Consider the following 16,766-nt stretch of genomic DNA (forward strand, 5'->3'; position numbering starts at 1 on the left):
AAGCCGGGCCGTTATTCCGCTCCCGTGAGAAAATTTAGCACCCTGGTGCCGCGTGAACGCCCGTACCTGCGGAAATACTCCTCGTCCGACATGATATGCCTGTCACCGGAACTTCCGCCATGGGAAGCGCCACCATACCCTCCGGGAAGCACGTTCAGCTGTTTTCCCACGTTGATGCCGAATTCCTTTTCAATCTCGTCCGCCGCAACCTCGTACTTGTCCGTGATAAGCGAATAGAGCTTGATACGGTCCTCGTTGCACATCTCGATGCGGTTGGAGTATTTGAATTCCAGCCCGTCCTCGATATACCCCATGGCCACCAGCCGGGGAACCACCTTCTCGTTCATCACGTTCTCGATATAGCGCCTGTACACCTCTATGCGGTCCCGGAAAATATCCTGGTGCGCCTTGGTGGAGCCCACGTACGACTGCATGCCGCCCGCCATGGATTCCGAGCCGAGAACCAGGTTTGACACCTCCTTGTTGACGAAGTCTATCAGGCCCGTGTAGATCTTTTCCGAATTGGACATCGTGAAAGTCTTGATATCCACTTCATCCTCGATACCCGTCACCACAACCTTGTTCTGCGCGGCATTGGCTATCTCGTTGGCCAGGCGCTTGCGGTCCGCGTTGCTCTCGCTGACCGTCTTCCCGTGGATGACAGGTTGCCCGTACGTGTGTGAAAAATTCACATAGTTGGCCACCGTGAACTTCTTGGCGAGGATAAGCGGTGTCGTCGCGGAAAAAAGCCCAAGGTCACCGGAATCGACCAGCACATAGTTCCTCCGGTAGGACGGGTTGCGCAAATCCCAGTGCGGCATCCACATGCCCTGACGTTTCAGCACGACGAGCTGGTCGGGCAGCACGTTGCGCCGCTCTATGGTGTTCACTTCGGCCAGTTTTCCGGTTTTGGGGTCTGTCGCGGGCATGATTTCCAGCAGCGTGTACCCGTACAGCTTGGACTCCACGATGCCCTTGATGATTTTGTCGAACTGAGACCCCTGTATTTTCTGGGTCTGGCGGATATCCTTGACATATTTCCCCTTCTCGTTGACGCGGGCCAGCATGTAGCGGTCCCCGAGTATCTGGCTTTCCAGCGTCTCGATGACCGACCGTATGTGCGCGTCCTGCTGAAGACAGGCTTCATACAGGTCTATCAGCCTCGACCGGTCATCGAGTATGCAGCCGGCCTCCACATCGCTGCGGCAGGAACGGTAACGGTTGTTCCGCTCGATTTCACGGACGTACTCCTGGATGGTTTTCTTGGAAGTCCTGAAGATACTTTCCAGCAGTTCCCCGTTGAATGAATGATCCGATGTCGCCATTGCCTCCGATATTTTTTATAAAGAGTAGCCGTCCTACCGGAACATGGTTTATACCCCGGCAAAGTATATGAAAAGAGGAATCCTCCGAGCTTATAAATCAAATCGTAATATCTTACTTTAATATACAGTTATTACTGTTTGAAAAACGATATAAATACCTTATTATCAATATAAAAACACGATAATAAAATCGTAAAAAGTATGTTTTTAGTTATTATAATTACGGTAAAATCATATATCTTTGCGCGGCAAATTCTCCATATACAAAATTATAATTATGACAAAGTGAAAACGAAGACTCAAACATTCCCTTGCCGGGATATCCGGTACAGGGAGTTCCCCGACCTGTTGTTCGGGTCTCTGGCGGAAGAAGGACCGTTCTATTTCGACGCCACGCGTTTCATCATTTCGCGGGGAGATGCCCGCAGGCACAGCGTGGACGGGTTCCGTGCCGCTTTCCGGCACTGGATTACGGTGCTGTGCGAAACCTACGGGACAGATGCGGGGGAACTTTTTATCCGGGACGGGACATCGGGGCACATGCTGGTTGACGAATGCCTGGCGCTGCTGTTTGTCGTCTATGTCGAACCTGCATTCGGGGCGTACCTTTTGGAACGCATGGAAGAAATGATGTCCAGCGGCTTTACAGTTTCAGACACTTGGCTGGCAACGGTCTCCAGCCGTAGATTTACCAAAGAGGAATTAACGCAATTTTTTAGAGAATCATGAGACGAAGTTCATTTAAACGACCAAAGATGGTGCTCATATTCAACGGGGCACAAGTTCTTGTTGCCGTTACACGTTCGCTTCATAGTGCGGCGGAACTGACCAAAGGCAACCTGCAAGCAATCTCTTTTTGCTGTACAGGCAAGTATGTCTGCAGCGGCGGGCTGTATTTCCGGCATCTTCATCCCGACGTGGAGATAGAGATGCCGGACCTTGGCACGCTTCAGCTGAAAGATTACGATGCCTTGTGCGGTGAAAGGCGTACCTACTATCCGGTCAAGAAGATGGCACGCAAGCGTGCGCTGATTGAAAATAGAAGGAAATCAAAAGAACAGGGAGGGGACGGCCATGAGGGAGAATAGGAACATTCCGTTCAGGAACTGGAACATCCGTGTGTCCAAGGACCACAACGGGCAGGTAAATATATGTGCGGCCGACATCTGCCAGATACTCAAACGCGGGGAGCTGCTGGAAGACGGCTCCATCGCCGACATCTGCCCCTCGTCCCTGCGCGTCCGGTTCCGCAGGAACGGGCACGAGCAGTGGAGCTTCCGCCCGGCGGACATGAGACGGCTTCTGCAGCATGTCCGCAAGGCGACTACTTTACCCCGTGACCTGCTCGATGATCTGGAAGCATGGGGAAACAAGCTCCTGGAACTGGAGGCGGGCGAGATGCATTCCGTTCCGCAGAACGATACCGTCCTTTTCTTCACGGAGGACTTCCCGGTCACGTTCCGCAGGACAGGGGGCAGGCTGATGGTCAACGCCACGCAGATTACCATGCGTTACGGCAAGATCCCGTCCGAATGGCTGCGCACCGCGTCAACGGACCGGCTGCGTCGGGAGATGGCCAGCAGCGGGCGTACCGGCAGGTATGAATCCCAGATTTTCACCACGAGGGGAAGAGGGCATGGAGCCACGTGGGTGGAGTCCCCGCTGGTTGTCCCGCTCGCGTGCTGGCTGACCCAGGACCGCAGCCTGGCGGAATGGTGCGAGCACGCCATCGTGGGACTCACGGAAAGGCCGGCGGCAAGACCCCGTAAAACCATCCGGAAAGCCGTTACCGGCATCCATTGCCTGGAATGTCCCATTCCGGAGGACATGCCCGGGGCCGTGAGGCTGATCCATGAGCTCAGGAGGGTGATAGAGGACTCCATGCCCAAGATTGTCTTCTACGAGGAGTTCATCGAGAACAGGGACTGGTTCAAGAGCACACGCATCGCCGACGAGCTCGGAATCACGCCGTACCAGCTCCACCGGTTCCTGAGCGAGGAAGGCATCTGCAAGTACGAGAAGAGGCAGTGGGTCGTGTTCCCCTCGTACAGGGCGTGGCAGTGCGATGTCCCGTACCTGTGGGAAAACTCCCGCGGCAAGGTCTACACGTTCGGCTCCACCAAGCGCTGGACACAGGCGGGAAGGGAGTGCATCATCGAGCTGTGGCAGAGGAAGAACCCGGAACTGCAGAAAGGGAGGTGAACATGGAGACGGCGTTACAGAGAATCATACGTCAGACAGGGCGTGAGCCCGTGGAATGCGGGTGCGCCTTGTGCCGGCAGCAGTGCCGCACGCCGTGTCTCGGCACACCGGAGAATATCCTCCGGCTCATACATGCCGGGTATAAAGAGCGGCTGGCGCCCACCTTGTGGTGCGTCGGCATGATACTCGGACGTATCGCCTATCCCGTATACATGGTCCAGGCCAGAGGGGAGAAGGACGGGTGTGTGTTTTTTCACGATGGCCTCTGCGAACTGCACGGGACCGGCATGAAACCCACAGAGGGGCGGCTGTCCTACCACACCATTACCGGGGAGAACCTGGAATTCGGGCGGTCACTTTCCTGGAACGTGGCCAGAGAATGGCTGGATGAAAGGAACCGGCCGGTCATACGGGAGATAGTCAGGCTGATGACGGGGTGATGGAGAGCGCGACCCGGTGAAACCGGAACACCGTTATAGCGTAATATTAACTGTTAATTCCTCTTCGGTACGGTTTCACGGGTCTGCCTCCATTAATTCATACCATTTCCAACCTGTTCATATCAATCGGCACTATACTTCAAGTGTATTGTTTAATTTAAAATGCCGATTTATGGAACTTAAGAACAGAATGACCGTGGAGGAAATGTCGGAGCACCTGGTGGAGCATACCGGCAAGATCGCCAACCGTGTAACCGTGGGACGCTATGCCCGGAAACTGGGATACAAGGTGTACAAACCGATGATAGAAGGCCGTATCCGGCACTTCTACCTGAAAGACCCGATGGTACCCGCCCCGGCAGGGGAAAAGGAAGGCACGGGAAATCCTGGAAACGTGCAGTCTTAAATCCCGCGGGACATGACAGCGGGAAAAGGAAACACCGGTTATGCCAAATGCTACCGGGGGCTGTACCGTGCCTTCGAGCCGCACGAGGTCATCTTCATGCTCTACATGAACGACCTGGCCTACCTGCGCCAGCAGGGATACGACACCCTCCGGAGCAAAAGGCTCCACCGGCTTCACACGAACATCGGTCCGCGGGCGTTCGACCATTGCGTGGAAAAGACGACCGCGATGGGACTGCTCGTCCGGGTACCGGCAAACGGCATGTTCGACTATCTCTGGGACAGGAGGCAGTACGAACGCCTGGTGGAAATCGTCACATCGACAGCGAGCATCGTTGCCCTGCAGGAATTCTGCAACAGGGTATTCTCGGTGGAACGGCGTACCGTATCCTCCGTAACGGACAGGGAGATACAGCTCCTTGCCGGGAACCGTAACGGCCGTGCTGAAAAGTGACGGATGCTGTAACATTTGCGGCAGCTCCTGTGACAGGGGTTGTCGCAAATGTATCAACAGTATAAGATATAGGGAATAAGAATAAAGAATAAAAAGACATGTACTTTTTTCTTTGAAGCAAAGAAAAAAGATACCAAAAAAGAAACAAGGTTAGGCAGACGGCATCCGCCGTCTGTTTTTTTATTGGGGGAATCGTTCTGTATTTCAAGAAAATGGAAAAAACATCCATTTCCTCTTTCCCTTCCAGCTTTCAATTTTACAAAAACATAAAAACAATATAAAGCAGCGATTACTCATGTGCGCACTCTCTTTCGGGGGAGTGTTTCATGTCCGGATGGGATATTATAACAACCGTCCTGTCCCAGATGAGAGCAAGGCGGTTGCTAATCTGTAATTATCGGTCATTTATTTCAGCAATTTGTCAATCAGCTTTTCCCTTACTACCCCGTAAGCCTCATGCGGGTCAAACGTGATATCCGGACGCAGGAGCAGCTGGGAATCCGAAAGGAAATCCGGGTCCTGCATCTTTTCCTCCATGTTGAGGATGAACTGCTTATGGGTAGGAGGTTGCTGCACCACGAACCCGATGTAACGTTTGTAGCAACGAATGACATCATCCGTATTCACCCCCGTTTTTGTCAGAGCCAGGTACAGGTCGAGAAGGTCACGACCTTTCTTTCGCTGGTACAATGCCCGCAGTTTCGTACCGAGCAGTTCGGCAAGATTGTAGGTGGTGATTTCACACGAGCCGGAAAACCACTGGTTTTCCAACGAAAACGGCATTTTGACAAATCCCATCTCGGTAAAGTGTTCAAAACAGTTGATTTCAATCTTCAAACGCAGTTGTATCGGAGGAGTTCCTTCAGATTGGATACGGCAAAGCATCGTGTTGTTGTAACGTTTCTGTTTCGTCACCCTGTCCGGAATGAAATCCAGTACTTTACCAAGACGGAACATGATAGGCTTGATGGGACCTGCCGTAATCTGCACGAGGTCAATGTCCTCGCTGTATCTGACCTGCGGAAGCATGTGTAGCTTATGAAGGGCTGTTCCTCCCCGGAAAGCCAGTTGGGATGCAAGAAAATCGTCTCCGAAAATGGAGACCAGGGCACGGGATATTATCAGGTCCTGCTCAATGTATGACACATCAGTCCATGGGGCGTGTTCACGCCATTGTTGTATTGCGGATTTTACTACCATAATTCGTCCGGTTCAATGTCTTGGTTTATTATAAGTTTCCATTTTGAATTCTTCCTTGCCCCGTCTTGAGGGCGGTCTGTTGACAAGGGGCGGTATTTCAGGTTTTTGTAATATGGTTCCAGCATCATGCTGATTTCATCGGCGGCAGACTGTTCTCCCAGTACGTTTTCCAATATGTAACCCAACCGTTGAAGTGTGGAAAAGGTGGTAATATCTGTAAGTTCTTTCCCGGATTTCATAAAATCAGTGTTCTCAACCAGTTCGGCGATTACAGTCGCCGCGGCGGAAAGACCTCCGACCTGTTGGCTGTATTGCACAAGATCAACGGCAGTAAGTTCCGGACAAGAATACAGAAGCGTACCCGTATCAGTGTGGGTCTGGAGCAATAGGTTTTGAGGGATTTCTTTCCGGTAGCTCCAGAACAGATGCCTGTTGCTGTTTTTTGAAACAGGAATTCTTGGCAGAACTGTGGTGACTGAAAGCCTTTGCGGGCGCTGGTGCGCCGCTCCGTTGAGTACGCCGGCACTCAGAAGGCTGATGTAATAGGGTCTGCCCAAATGTGTCATCAGCTGGTCTACATAATTATACGGAGGGACGATACCCCTGTCCCTGAACTGAATGGATACCGTTGTATAAAATCCCTTGTGTACAGCCTGGATACGCTTCTGCTTGCCTAACCGGTACAGTTCATTAGACACTACCTGTGCGGATAGTGCAGGCAGGGCTTTCCTGATATCATTGTATGAGAATGTCGGAAAACCTGTCATCTCTCGTTTGTCAATCCAATCTGATATGGTCATTTCTCGGATATTTTGTTGCAAATATAATCTTTTTTTTATTATGTCGATTATATTTTGTCCGAGGATATTACTCCTTACCCCCGATTACCCCATGCTTCATTTTCAGGATGGCCATGAAGCATTCACGCACCTGCTGGATGTCGCGCAACGAGGTAAAATAATTACCGGCCTCCCTGCGTTTCCGGTCCCGCTTCTTGTAGGTGTCCTGTACCTGGCAGATATTGAAATGCTCGTCCAGGTAATAATAGTCCCGGCCTTTGGGCGCCCGCATTTCAAGTGTCTCCAGCTGCCGGAGCCGTCCGTTCCACACCAGCCCCTCCTTCTTGAGGGCGGCAGAGAAACAGTTCCTGTCACAGGAACCTATCGGGGCCACCTGGAAATCATCGATATCCCCGGCCGTTTCATTCAGGGAATAGCGTGGCGGTTCATTTTCCCTCATCATGCAGTACATGATAATCTTTCCTTTCCTGATTTCGCGGAACGCCCCCAGTATGACATTCTCCCCGAGGATACTGAGCTTCACCAGCTGTCCGTCGTGCGGGATATAGGATGCCTCCGTCAGCTCGCATTTGCGCCTGTTCCAGAAAAGGTCTTTACTGTTAAGAAGACGCTGGAAGGCTGTTTTTTCTTTCAGGGTGGCTGGTCTGCAGTCGGCGGCAGGCATGACAACCTCCTCCCGGTACAGGTTGCCGTCGACAGTGCATCGGACCGTTATCGCCAGGCAGTCTTTTTCCGTATGATCTACAAGTCCCGTCTCCAATGTCACCATATTGAACACGGCCGTTCCTCTCTGTATTTCTGACCCCGTCAGACCCCTTCCGGAATCTGTATCGGCATCCGTTCCTTTACGCGTCTCCATTTTTTTCGTTCCTCTCTGTTACCCATGGTGTTTCAATATTGCATATACGGGGATAACAATTGGCAAATATACAATTTATTCGGCACAGTCCGAGGCGGAAATCCGATAAAAACCCCCGCTTTGATATAAAAAGACAAAAACTGAACAAATAAGTCGTTTCCCGCGGGAATACCCTTGCCCTGTATATTCCTCGCGGGTTACGGAAGTCCTTGTACCGGCAATCATATCTCTCCGCTCGCCCATATATATTATTGCCATGCAATGTATTGCAAAGGTAACGTGTGCCGATGCTCCTTCGTGCAGGGACAGAATATGCAAGTATATTTTTCATGCAAAACATCTGCCATGTACAACCCTGTTTTTACAAGGGCCTCCGGAAAGCCTTCTTCCCTGTATATACCGGGAGAATGTAAGCGTATCTTTTCATGGAACTGTCATACCGTAACGGCGCGGGTGAAACGACGACCGGTCTCCTGAACTTCAAGAGCTGGACCCGTCCCTTTCATGTATATTTCACGGCATCCGCTTACAATCCGTAACCTAACCGGCATTTTCGCCGGTTTTCAAAAACCGGACTTGGGAAAAATGCCCGGGGAGAGATACCGAATCCGCACCTGGACAGATACCCTCCCCAATCTTTTTATTTTTATTACTATATTGATATTCAATAATTTAATAGGTTTACTTTTGTATAAAGTAAGCCTAAAACGGTTTTTTCTCTCTTTGTTACTTACAATTTGAAAGCAAATAAATTATTTCCTTTGTTTTCACATGTTTTGTATTTAACTATATTGTTTATAATCAATCGTTTATGTGTAAAAATCCCTTCCTTACACATTTGAAATCGGGTATTTTTCGATTTTTGCAAAGAAAAAATTTTTTCATGTTTTTATAAATAGTTGATATTCAATTATTTATAACTGTTTCTCGCGCATGTGCGTTCCATGTTTGGGAAAAGTGAATTTTTAAGGCAGTCTAAAATTTTTTTTTGCAAAAAGTTTTGGAAATTGGAAAAACGGTTTTATCATAGTCATGTACTCGAAAGCCAAAACAAACGGCAAACAAGTACGGAAAAAACGAATAAAAAAAACAATAACTAAAAAACAGATTTAAGAAACAGACAAACCAGTCCGCCGAGAGCGAGAAACAAAAAGCCTTTTTTGTGGGAAACCTATTTTTGAGGCTTGGAAAATCAAAAATTGCCTGTTCGCTTTGGAGCGATTAAATAGGGTGTTAAATAACCACACCGAGCAGGACTACAAACCAATGTAGCAAGTTGGAACGGTCTAAAAACGTGTTTTTAGTCCGCATACGCAAAGCACGCTAAATTTTGGGAGTGCGAGAGTCGTATGGAAAAAGGACGTGTAAAAATAATGCCATAATTGCGCCCATGTGCGCTCGGAATAAAATGCACGATAGCGGTAAAAACTATCCGCATAGAGGACGCTGGTAAATGTATATGCCAATGCTATACCCAATACCCAGCTCGGTGGTAACACCTAAATGCCTCACCTTACAGTTAGCTGCCGGATCGGAAAAGATCCGGGACGTGCCAGAGAAGCGTCTTGCCGAAATTGGAGTAAAGCAGCGCAGTGCCACGACACGAATGTTGCGTGAGTAAGCAAATACACGATATGCCGAAAGTGCGCTCATTTGGATAGCTCTGCTATGGGGTACGTTTAAGTAAGGTGCGACAAAGTTACGAAAAATTTTGCCGTGCAGGGTGAAATGCACGGCAATTTTTTGGGCACTGCTGAAAAAACGGTTTCAGCCGTTCCGCCTTTGGCTGAACGTGGGGTTCGAGTCCCCGAGTGCCCGCAATGCGTGATTTTGCGCAGAGTTTCTAAAATTTATATCATTATGGCAACATCTAAATTGAACAAGGAACAGTATGCAAACCTCTCTTCGTTTGCTGGTATCATGTTGGTTTACAACTCGACAAACCGCGACGGTGAAACGGTGCAGACTGCCCAACACTTTTTCGGCAAGGACTTCGAGCCTGCCGACAAAACGGACGACGAAATCTTCCGTGTGGTGAAAAACATGGTCGCAACGATGTGGCATACCATTGCAGAGGAAAAGAAACTGCGGCAAGATGCCGACGGTATCCGCTCGAAATTCCGTGCCACCACTCCGGCAGAAATCATCATCTGCGACAAGAACCGTAACCGCATCAAGCACTACGACCTGACGGACAGCGTGTGGGCACGTATCGGACTTGTGCCGACCAAAGTGGATCTCGAGAAGTCAAACCGGGACTTTGCCAAGACTATCCATGCGGCGGCAAAGGCTATCCGTAACGCCATGAATTTTGCCCCGAACCTCTCCAGCCTTGAAAAAGCCGGAAAAGCTGACAAGAAAAACGGCGGCAAAGGAACAAAAAATGCAGAAGATGCGGCAACCGCGACCGCTGAAACGATAACCGCAACCGAAACGGAAAAAGAAGCCGCATAACGTAGCGGACAGGACGAACAATTTGCCGAAATAAGCGGATACAGGCAGGCATAGTGCCGTGAAAACGGGGTGTGCCTGCCTTTTTCGTATCTGCCACCGCGAGGGCGTGTCTTCGGGTATCTGCCGCGAATACGCCCTTTTTGTTTCGGATAAAAGCAGTTGTAACGTGAAAGGCGAAAAGAATTTCCCGGCGGGAAACGCTGCCGGGGGTGTGCCCACACAGGATGCGGAGTACACCGCTGATGACCTTAAAACCGCTCTGGAGGAGTCTGAGCAATCTCTGCACGAGGCTGTCTTCATTGCCCGCAGGGTGTGGGAACGGGATAGCGATGCCATCAAATTCGACATCGACGATTTGGTGGAAATCGAATCGGCATTGCAGGAAATATGCAATATCACCGCGGGGGTTGAGAGCAACGAGAACGAGTAAAGAGTATCGTAATGCGCACACGATTTCCGGAAATTGCGGGATTCGTGTGCACTGTCTCAAAACGGGCATTGATATACACTATGCCGGGATTGTACCCCGGAATGCCCGCACTTTCCAAAATTCATTTCCCAACTTACTTCTTCACGCCGGGAGGCGTTGTGCCTACCTTGTACATAACACGGTTAAGTGCGGTCAGGTGTCCAGCGGGACAGCCTGCCGTACTTCCGCTGTTATCCCGTGAGGGGAAGCCGGGAAACGGACATGCCAATAAAATTAGAACGATATGATAGAAGTATTTGACACTAAACGTACCCGCAGTTACGGGTGCTTTACCAGCTTCAAGGCTGCCACGGATACGCTTGACAGTCTTGCCATGACGGGACAACTCGGAAGAGTGCCTGCTATCAGCGTATCGGCGTACCGAAACGGAGTGCTGCAAAGGGAATACGGCGCCATGCGTACCGGTGGAAAATGGCACGTGCCGAAAGTGTCGAAAAAACGGATGCCGGAGCCGAAGCCTGCCAAAGGAAAACGCCGTAGGAAATGGTGCATGGAGTACGCCTCGGCGGAGTTGATGTTCCGCGAGGGGTTTCCTGACCACCTGAACCGTAGCTACCCGCTGTCGGCGGATAGCCTACGGCGATGCAATCGTAAGTGCAGGATATATATGCAATAACAAAACTATAAAGAAAATGAAAACATTAGCAGACGTGAAAAGAAAGATGACGCTCGGCTCGAAGTGGCAGTGCGTCCAACTGTTCGAGGGCGGACAAGACCTCGGAGTGCGTGAAATCGGCAAGGTGCAGAAAAATGCCGTGGCATTCCTTAGAGCCGACGGGAAACTCTCGTGGCTGTGGTGGCCCAAGGCAAAGGACGTGAAAGTGGAGGAAAACACCTTTACCCTGCTACAGAACGGGAAGCCGAAACTCAAATACACCCTCGTGGAGTAAGGAGAAAGGAAAATTCGAGCAAAATAATACGAACTAATATCAACTATGGGGGCTCAATGCCCCTATGCTTTTATAAACAAGGAGAAAGAAACATGGCGAAAATAACGAAGAAACAGGTGGATGCCATCGATGCCGCGTGCCGGAACGGGTTCAGTTTCGACCGGTACGGTTTCGCGGTGCTGGGCGAAAAGCGCCTTTCGAGAAGAGTCACGCTCGTGGAGGACGGCAAGGAGGTGAAACTCATCCTCGGGTGGCAGAATGAAATAGTGAAATACACGAACAAGCATGGCTGTATCGTGTCGGCCCGTACCGGAAACGTGGTGCCGCAGCTGCACTGCTCGGTATGGAAGAAGGCTCCCGGGGAAAGTTGCTGGCACAGCCACGGGCTGGGGAAGTTCCACGTGTTCAGGGATAAGGCTTTCCCGAAACGGATGATGAACCGGCTGTGCGAGGTGACGGAGCTGATCACGGACGAGCTGGTGTGCGTGATGCTGCCGGAGAATATACGCGAAGAATTCCGGCAAAAAACGGGACAGGCAATGGAATAACGTATGAAAACAGGACAAAACTAAAGATTAGAACCGCAAAATTATGGAACATATAAATGTGGGCGTGCTTACCGAACGTCAGCTACAAGTTCTCAAGTCTACGGCGCCGGGTAGCGTCGTGCGGGACATCCGTACACTCCGGAAGCTATCTAAAATGGGCATGCTCACGCTTCATGAGCAAACAGGATTGCTTGTCCGGGGATTCTGGGGCGGATACGTCAGGGCGTGGTACATCGAGACCGCCATGACGTTCTCGGTCGAGGGTGCGGGTATTTTTCGTGAAAAATATTTCGACGGATGTTTCTGTCCTTTCCTAATACGTGCAGAAATGGACGGGAAAGGACGAATAAAATACTGAAAGCTATTTATTATGGAAATGAAAGAACTTACCACCCACCAGCGGGGTGTGATCCTGCGCGGTATCTGTAACGGCGCCGCGCTGAGAGACAAATCACCGAGGATTTCGGAGAATAATACCGTCATCACCACCCCGGATACGCTCAGCGGCTGGGACATCTGCTGCATATCGAGCGATGCCGAAGCTTTCGGGTTAAAAGCGAATTTCGGGTATGACGAGCAGACGAGAATAACATTCACCCGACAAGAGGAAACGGTATGAGGACTTATTACTACTTGGACCACCTGCACCGCGAAATCTTCCTCGAGGAGGAGGATATACAAGCAGTGCCCGAGAGTGGACGGGCTGATGAGGTCTGTGCCGCCATAGCGGAGAAGGCATACGTCGTGGAGCAGTTCATGGCGGACTCTTTCCGGACACTCAAAGCTGTGGTCAGCCGCCTGTGCGATTCCCCCGATGTCAAAAGCCGCCACGATGCGCTGATGTATATAGTGTGGACGGTGGCACTGGACATCAGGGAGTGGCGGACTCTGCGCCATAGCGAAGCCGCCGTCAAGGTAACCCGTGAAGACGGTTTCGTGTGGCTGCTTGTACCGGCGGAAAATGCTCGGAAGCTATGGAAGGCGGACGTCTTCGCCCTGTATAGGCTTTATGCCGATGATTCGGAATCCCTGATCGAAAGCGAGGCGGAGCTGGAATCGACCATCAAGAGCGGATACCAGATAGGTATCGAGGTGGGATTCGCCTCCGTAATGGGCCATGCCGCCCGGATGAAGCAACAATAAAAATCGGAAACAATCAAATAACGAAATCAAGAAGAAAGGTATGGAAACAACATTATTGACAAAGGAAAATGCCCATCGTGTGACCATGGTGCGGCGTGTGGATGCCCCGGAAAGCGAACCGGTAGCGTTTCTTTTCAGGGGAAAGAGACACGGGTATTGCAGCTATTCCCATCTTGTAGGGAACCCGGGCAGGGAAGAAATCCTCGCCCCGGCGAACTTCAAGGACTGGGAAGTTGTGGAAGTGGCACACCCGGGCTACCTGGAAGAATATTTCAAGCAGGCGTGCAGCTCCTACAACCTCACCTCTTTCTCACCCGACGAGCGGGGTGAGTCAGACATTGCTTCGCACGAAAAGGAACTGCACGAGGATTTGCAGTCGATGCCCGAGCAGCAGCGGGAACGTTACATGGAAAACTACAAACGCTATTTCTCTGCCATGATCGCCACCAACAGCCGTTGTGCCAGCGCGATGATTACGGGGCCTGCACGCTTCAACACGGGCCGCAACGAAAAGGCCTGCAACAGCCACGCCAAGAGCGTCACGGCGTTCCGGGAATGGCGCGAACGTGCACTCGAAGCGATTCGCAAGGCTACCGAAGCGGCCAAGCCCGGGGAGCAGTGTCTTGAGGAGGAGTGGCAGAAGGTCAAAGCCCTTATCGACGATGCCGCCTCGACCATTCACGGTATCGATACGGGTACAGAACGAGGCTATAGCCGGGCTCTCTTCGTCAGTAACCTCGCCGGGCGACTCTCCACCTATGTCAATCATGGCAATGTGGAAATCATCGACCGCGCCATCGCTCATCTGCGAGAGTGGAACGCCAAGGTCAAGAAACCTATCGTCACGGCACGCCATTCGATCTTCAAGTATCCCGAACTCGTCCGTAAGGTACGGGAAAAGCAGCAGGAACAGGCAAGCCGTGAAAATCGTGAGATCCCGTTCGATGGCGGCAAGGTGGTCTATAACTTCGAGGAAGACCGCCTGCAAATCCTCTTCGACAAAATACCCGATGCCGATACACGCACGACCCTGAAACGTAACGCCTTCAAGTGGTCGCCGCGCAACCAGGCATGGCAGCGCCAGCTCACCCGCAATGCCGAATATGCTGCCGGCCAGGTGTTGAAGATAACCATTTAACCCGGCTGCCCATGAAATACATCATCGATTCACGCTATTTCGACGGGGCATGCCTCACGTCCATGTCGGACGACACACGCAGCGATTACGGCGGCGAGACGCTGGAAGAGTTGCGCCAAAGGGAGAAGAACCCGTACCTGATTGCCGTATCGCCCGACCGCATGGCACTACTGGTGAAACGTTACAACCGGGCACTCAGCCGGCCCTTCCGGGAAATCTCGGAAGAACGCTACTATTACCTTTTCGAATGCCTGCCACCGGCACGCATGGGAAAGGACTGGTTCTTCGTCGGAGAACCTTACCACGGCAACCTGTATCCCTTCTGTTTTCGCTCGGGCGGCAGGTTCTTCATGGCGGAACGCTCCTTGAGCCTCTCTGACATGGAAATAAGCAGCCAGATAAGTAGACACATGGAGAAACTGTACCGCCATCCGCAAATTGTCAAAGGAGAACCGTTCTGGCAGTACATGGCATGGTACAATACGAATGTGGCCTATATCCCGTATTCGTTCGTCATGGACGGAAAAAAATTATTTTTCCGAAATATTGCCACATGTACAAAGTCGCTTATCAACGAGCGGAAAAACCGGAACGAATTGGCCGGACTACTGCGTAACCTGCGTGCAAACCACTACGAGTACTGCACGTTCCACTCGGTAAAGAAGGACATATTCGAGTTTTTCGACTGGCTACAGAAAAACAAGTACACGCTGGAAATCCAGGGCGAGTTGTTCGACTTCGCGGATGACCGCTCCCACGTGGACTTTCACGGCAACGTGCGCGAGTATTCAGCTGCATTCTATTACCGCATCTATTCACGGGAACTTTTCAGCCATATCATCAACCAGCTGCGTACCGTGAAGCGGTGTCACGCCCAGCATTAAAAAAGAACCATGAACATACTTGATAAACTGCGTATCATCAAGAGTGATGCCGTGCCCAAGGAAAACGCGAGAATAGAGATGTTTGGCACTTCCGTCAAAATCACGCACACCTGTGGCTGCGTGCTGGTGGAACACTTCGCCTGCGGTACCCCGACCGGCGTGCGCAAGGACGAGGAGCCCGAGAAATACGGACGGCTGCTGGCACAGCGGAAGTATTACGTGAAACTGTGCGGTACCCATAAACCTGAAAGCATGACAGAAATCATCAAAACGAACGGGACACGCTATCCAGTGCAGCCTGCCAATGGTACGCACTTCACCCTCGGGGAACTGCAAACGATTGTCGGCGGCTGTATCGAACTGGTGGAACTGGACGGGGACACGACGATGGTCGTCAACGAGGAGGGCAAGCTCATCCCCCTCTCCTTCAACCTTGAAGCGAGCAGGATATTCTGTGCCCATCACCCGGCGTCGAAAGACTTCATCGTCGGGGATGTACTTGTGTGTAACAACAATCAAATCAGATAAAAATTATGGATAAAGAAAAAGCAAAAACGCTCGGCGAAACCCTCGCGCGCTACAAAGATTTACAAGAGAATAACAGTGTAAGCCTGATCGAGTTTCACACCACCGACGGGCAGAAACACGGTATCGGCAACCCGGAAGCCATCAAGCTATTGCTTTCGGTGGCCGTCATCGAACTGGAACGCCAGATCCGGGCCGCACAGTTCGGTGACATTCCGGAAAGCCTGAAGGAGAGCCGCGAGTACAAGGCTGCCAAGCAGCTGGAATGGGCGTTAAATGATATGGGGTTCAAGCCGGAACGTTTCGCCCAGACGCTTCCTTACTTCCACAAGACGCTGGAACAGACATTCTTCAGGACAGTAATGGCCAGTATTCTCGCTATGGCGGAGCGTGACCCGCGCCGTATCGACGAGTGCAACGAGGCTTCTTACGAGATGTGCCGGATGTTGGCCCCCATGTTACAGGATACCTATCTTCCTTTCATCTGACAGAAACATGTTCATAGACGAGAAGACACGGAACCGCATCCATGCCAATCCTGGCGAGAGCATTTCCCATAACACGATGCGTACACGAGACCTGATTCCGGCGTTCATGGATGTTATCCGTGACACGCCGGAGTACGTGCAGGTGATGAATGCCATTCCCACCCATGCCATGGATGACGAGGATGCCGAATGGTGGGACAGCGACGAGGCGGCCGGGCTGCTGGAATCGCTGTTCGACACGCTCGACGGCTACTCCCCGGAAGGACATTATTTCGGTGCCCACCCCGGCAACGGCTCCGATTACGGGTTTTGGAAAATGGACAGGGACGAATAAATGTCGGAACATGATACGGATTACGAAAGACAAGTACATCCTCAAAGGCGGGATTTGTATCGGGCAAATCTATCTTGCCCGTGCCGAAAGCAGGAAATTGAGATACCGGGCAATCTCTTACGTGAGTGGAATCGGCTTCAACACTTTCGATGAGGCCCACAGTTATACCAAAGATTTACTTTAATAA

General features: G+C 51.3%; 24 protein-coding genes. 20 read left to right on the forward strand and 4 right to left on the reverse strand.

Annotation, left to right across the window (positions count from 1 at the left end; genetic code table 11):
* Positions 1–11 precede the first annotated feature (11 nt).
* On the reverse strand, positions 12–1,325 hold the full coding sequence (locus C233_RS0108505; protein WP_018667176.1) for a phage portal protein family protein: 1,314 nt from the start codon (positions 1,323–1,325) through the stop codon (positions 12–14).
* 285 nt (positions 1,326–1,610) lie between these two features.
* Here C233_RS0108505 and C233_RS22475 point away from each other — a divergent pair, with 285 nt between their 5' ends.
* The 6 genes from C233_RS22475 to C233_RS0108535 all read left to right on the forward strand — a co-directional run bounded on the left by C233_RS22475 (position 1,611) and on the right by C233_RS0108535 (position 4,826).
* Complete coding sequence (locus C233_RS22475; protein WP_241217448.1) at positions 1,611–2,054, forward strand: hypothetical protein; 444 nt, start codon at positions 1,611–1,613, stop codon at positions 2,052–2,054.
* 26 nt (positions 2,055–2,080) lie between these two features.
* The gene (locus tag C233_RS0108515) at positions 2,081–2,413 is read left to right on the forward strand and encodes a hypothetical protein (protein WP_018667178.1); all 333 of its coding nucleotides are present in this window, start codon (positions 2,081–2,083) and stop codon (positions 2,411–2,413) included.
* A complete protein-coding gene (locus tag C233_RS0108520; protein WP_018667179.1) occupies positions 2,400–3,527 on the forward strand; it encodes a phage antirepressor KilAC domain-containing protein in 1,128 nt (375 codons plus the stop codon). The genes C233_RS0108515 and C233_RS0108520 overlap by 14 nt, the downstream gene beginning before the upstream one ends.
* Before the next feature lie 2 nt (positions 3,528–3,529).
* On the forward strand, positions 3,530–3,967 hold the full coding sequence (locus C233_RS25155) for a hypothetical protein (RefSeq protein WP_018667180.1): 438 nt from the start codon (positions 3,530–3,532) through the stop codon (positions 3,965–3,967).
* A 172-nt stretch (positions 3,968–4,139) separates the two neighbouring features.
* Entirely contained in the window at positions 4,140–4,373 is a 234-nt protein-coding gene (locus C233_RS22480; protein ID WP_018667181.1) for a hypothetical protein, read from the forward strand.
* Between the two features lie 12 nt (positions 4,374–4,385).
* Entirely contained in the window at positions 4,386–4,826 is a 441-nt protein-coding gene (locus C233_RS0108535) for a hypothetical protein (protein ID WP_018667182.1), read from the forward strand.
* Positions 4,827–5,231: 405 nt separating this feature from the next.
* On the opposite strand, the gene C233_RS0108540 is transcribed toward C233_RS0108535, so the two are convergent.
* The 3 genes from C233_RS0108540 to C233_RS22485 all read right to left on the reverse strand — a co-directional run bounded on the left by C233_RS0108540 (position 5,232) and on the right by C233_RS22485 (position 7,685).
* The gene (locus C233_RS0108540) at positions 5,232–6,026 is read right to left on the reverse strand and encodes a nucleotidyl transferase AbiEii/AbiGii toxin family protein (protein ID WP_018667183.1); all 795 of its coding nucleotides are present in this window, start codon (positions 6,024–6,026) and stop codon (positions 5,232–5,234) included.
* The gene (locus C233_RS0108545; RefSeq protein WP_025068698.1) at positions 6,020–6,826 is read right to left on the reverse strand and encodes a type IV toxin-antitoxin system AbiEi family antitoxin domain-containing protein; all 807 of its coding nucleotides are present in this window, start codon (positions 6,824–6,826) and stop codon (positions 6,020–6,022) included. The genes C233_RS0108540 and C233_RS0108545 overlap by 7 nt, the downstream gene beginning before the upstream one ends.
* Positions 6,827–6,893: 67 nt before the next feature.
* Positions 6,894–7,685, reverse strand: coding sequence for a hypothetical protein (locus C233_RS22485; protein ID WP_018667185.1), 792 nt, complete (start codon positions 7,683–7,685; stop codon positions 6,894–6,896).
* A gap of 1,860 nt (positions 7,686–9,545) precedes the next feature.
* Between C233_RS22485 and C233_RS0108560 the strand changes: the two genes are divergently transcribed.
* From C233_RS0108560 to C233_RS24475, 14 genes are all read left to right on the forward strand, one after another.
* Positions 9,546–10,139 carry a hypothetical protein gene (locus C233_RS0108560; RefSeq protein WP_025068699.1) on the forward strand — a complete coding sequence of 198 codons (594 nt, stop codon included), beginning with the start codon at positions 9,546–9,548 and terminating at the stop codon, positions 10,137–10,139.
* Positions 10,140–10,197: 58 nt separating this feature from the next.
* Positions 10,198–10,569, forward strand: coding sequence for a hypothetical protein (locus C233_RS0108565; RefSeq protein ID WP_018667189.1), 372 nt, complete (start codon positions 10,198–10,200; stop codon positions 10,567–10,569).
* A gap of 283 nt (positions 10,570–10,852) precedes the next feature.
* Entirely contained in the window at positions 10,853–11,245 is a 393-nt protein-coding gene (locus tag C233_RS0108570; protein ID WP_018667190.1) for a hypothetical protein, read from the forward strand.
* Between the two features lie 16 nt (positions 11,246–11,261).
* Positions 11,262–11,519: a hypothetical protein gene (locus C233_RS0108575; protein ID WP_018667191.1), complete on the forward strand. Its 258-nt coding sequence runs from the start codon at positions 11,262–11,264 to the stop codon at positions 11,517–11,519.
* Between the two features lie 92 nt (positions 11,520–11,611).
* Positions 11,612–12,067 carry a hypothetical protein gene (locus C233_RS0108580; protein ID WP_018667192.1) on the forward strand — a complete coding sequence of 152 codons (456 nt, stop codon included), beginning with the start codon at positions 11,612–11,614 and terminating at the stop codon, positions 12,065–12,067.
* A gap of 43 nt (positions 12,068–12,110) precedes the next feature.
* Positions 12,111–12,425 (forward strand): hypothetical protein, encoded by a 315-nt coding sequence (locus tag C233_RS0108585; protein WP_018667193.1) that lies wholly within the window; start codon positions 12,111–12,113, stop codon positions 12,423–12,425.
* A gap of 12 nt (positions 12,426–12,437) precedes the next feature.
* Entirely contained in the window at positions 12,438–12,686 is a 249-nt protein-coding gene (locus C233_RS0108590) for a hypothetical protein (RefSeq protein WP_018667194.1), read from the forward strand.
* Complete coding sequence (locus C233_RS0108595; RefSeq protein ID WP_018667195.1) at positions 12,683–13,210, forward strand: hypothetical protein; 528 nt, start codon at positions 12,683–12,685, stop codon at positions 13,208–13,210. Before C233_RS0108590 ends, C233_RS0108595 begins: the two co-directional genes overlap by 4 nt.
* Before the next feature lie 40 nt (positions 13,211–13,250).
* Entirely contained in the window at positions 13,251–14,348 is a 1,098-nt protein-coding gene (locus tag C233_RS0108600; protein WP_018667196.1) for a hypothetical protein, read from the forward strand.
* Between the two features lie 11 nt (positions 14,349–14,359).
* Positions 14,360–15,232, forward strand: coding sequence for a hypothetical protein (locus C233_RS0108605; protein WP_018667197.1), 873 nt, complete (start codon positions 14,360–14,362; stop codon positions 15,230–15,232).
* A gap of 9 nt (positions 15,233–15,241) precedes the next feature.
* Positions 15,242–15,760 (forward strand): DUF3846 domain-containing protein, encoded by a 519-nt coding sequence (locus C233_RS24795; protein WP_018667198.1) that lies wholly within the window; start codon positions 15,242–15,244, stop codon positions 15,758–15,760.
* Between the two features lie 5 nt (positions 15,761–15,765).
* Positions 15,766–16,245: a hypothetical protein gene (locus C233_RS0108615; protein WP_025068701.1), complete on the forward strand. Its 480-nt coding sequence runs from the start codon at positions 15,766–15,768 to the stop codon at positions 16,243–16,245.
* Between the two features lie 7 nt (positions 16,246–16,252).
* Positions 16,253–16,579 carry a hypothetical protein gene (locus tag C233_RS0108620; protein WP_018667200.1) on the forward strand — a complete coding sequence of 109 codons (327 nt, stop codon included), beginning with the start codon at positions 16,253–16,255 and terminating at the stop codon, positions 16,577–16,579.
* A gap of 10 nt (positions 16,580–16,589) precedes the next feature.
* Entirely contained in the window at positions 16,590–16,763 is a 174-nt protein-coding gene (locus tag C233_RS24475; RefSeq protein WP_018667201.1) for a hypothetical protein, read from the forward strand.
* Positions 16,764–16,766 lie beyond the last annotated feature (3 nt).

Origin of the sequence: Bacteroides gallinarum DSM 18171 = JCM 13658, assembly GCF_000374365.1 — a bacterium.
Taxonomy (GTDB): domain Bacteria; phylum Bacteroidota; class Bacteroidia; order Bacteroidales; family Bacteroidaceae; genus Bacteroides; species Bacteroides gallinarum.

Bases quoted from the DNA above. Each gene is read 5' to 3' on its own strand.
- C233_RS0108505 (WP_018667176.1), bottom strand. From the start codon at position 1,325: ATGGCGACATCGGATCATTCATTCAACGGGGAACTGCTGGAAAGTATC.
- C233_RS0108515 (WP_018667178.1), top strand. From the start codon at position 2,081: ATGGTGCTCATATTCAACGGGGCACAAGTTCTTGTTGCCGTTACACGT.
- C233_RS0108520 (WP_018667179.1), top strand. From the start codon at position 2,400: ATGAGGGAGAATAGGAACATTCCGTTCAGGAACTGGAACATCCGTGTG.
- C233_RS25155 (WP_018667180.1), top strand. From the start codon at position 3,530: ATGGAGACGGCGTTACAGAGAATCATACGTCAGACAGGGCGTGAGCCC.
- C233_RS22480 (WP_018667181.1), top strand. From the start codon at position 4,140: ATGGAACTTAAGAACAGAATGACCGTGGAGGAAATGTCGGAGCACCTG.
- C233_RS0108535 (WP_018667182.1), top strand. From the start codon at position 4,386: ATGACAGCGGGAAAAGGAAACACCGGTTATGCCAAATGCTACCGGGGG.
- C233_RS0108540 (WP_018667183.1), bottom strand. From the start codon at position 6,026: ATGGTAGTAAAATCCGCAATACAACAATGGCGTGAACACGCCCCATGG.
- C233_RS0108545 (WP_025068698.1), bottom strand. From the start codon at position 6,826: ATGACCATATCAGATTGGATTGACAAACGAGAGATGACAGGTTTTCCG.
- C233_RS22485 (WP_018667185.1), bottom strand. From the start codon at position 7,685: ATGGAGACGCGTAAAGGAACGGATGCCGATACAGATTCCGGAAGGGGT.
- C233_RS0108560 (WP_025068699.1), top strand. From the start codon at position 9,546: ATGGCAACATCTAAATTGAACAAGGAACAGTATGCAAACCTCTCTTCG.
- C233_RS0108570 (WP_018667190.1), top strand. From the start codon at position 10,853: ATGATAGAAGTATTTGACACTAAACGTACCCGCAGTTACGGGTGCTTT.
- C233_RS0108575 (WP_018667191.1), top strand. From the start codon at position 11,262: ATGAAAACATTAGCAGACGTGAAAAGAAAGATGACGCTCGGCTCGAAG.
- C233_RS0108580 (WP_018667192.1), top strand. From the start codon at position 11,612: ATGGCGAAAATAACGAAGAAACAGGTGGATGCCATCGATGCCGCGTGC.
- C233_RS0108585 (WP_018667193.1), top strand. From the start codon at position 12,111: ATGGAACATATAAATGTGGGCGTGCTTACCGAACGTCAGCTACAAGTT.
- C233_RS0108590 (WP_018667194.1), top strand. From the start codon at position 12,438: ATGGAAATGAAAGAACTTACCACCCACCAGCGGGGTGTGATCCTGCGC.
- C233_RS0108595 (WP_018667195.1), top strand. From the start codon at position 12,683: ATGAGGACTTATTACTACTTGGACCACCTGCACCGCGAAATCTTCCTC.
- C233_RS0108600 (WP_018667196.1), top strand. From the start codon at position 13,251: ATGGAAACAACATTATTGACAAAGGAAAATGCCCATCGTGTGACCATG.
- C233_RS0108605 (WP_018667197.1), top strand. From the start codon at position 14,360: ATGAAATACATCATCGATTCACGCTATTTCGACGGGGCATGCCTCACG.
- C233_RS24795 (WP_018667198.1), top strand. From the start codon at position 15,242: ATGAACATACTTGATAAACTGCGTATCATCAAGAGTGATGCCGTGCCC.
- C233_RS0108615 (WP_025068701.1), top strand. From the start codon at position 15,766: ATGGATAAAGAAAAAGCAAAAACGCTCGGCGAAACCCTCGCGCGCTAC.
- C233_RS0108620 (WP_018667200.1), top strand. From the start codon at position 16,253: ATGTTCATAGACGAGAAGACACGGAACCGCATCCATGCCAATCCTGGC.
- C233_RS24475 (WP_018667201.1), top strand. From the start codon at position 16,590: ATGATACGGATTACGAAAGACAAGTACATCCTCAAAGGCGGGATTTGT.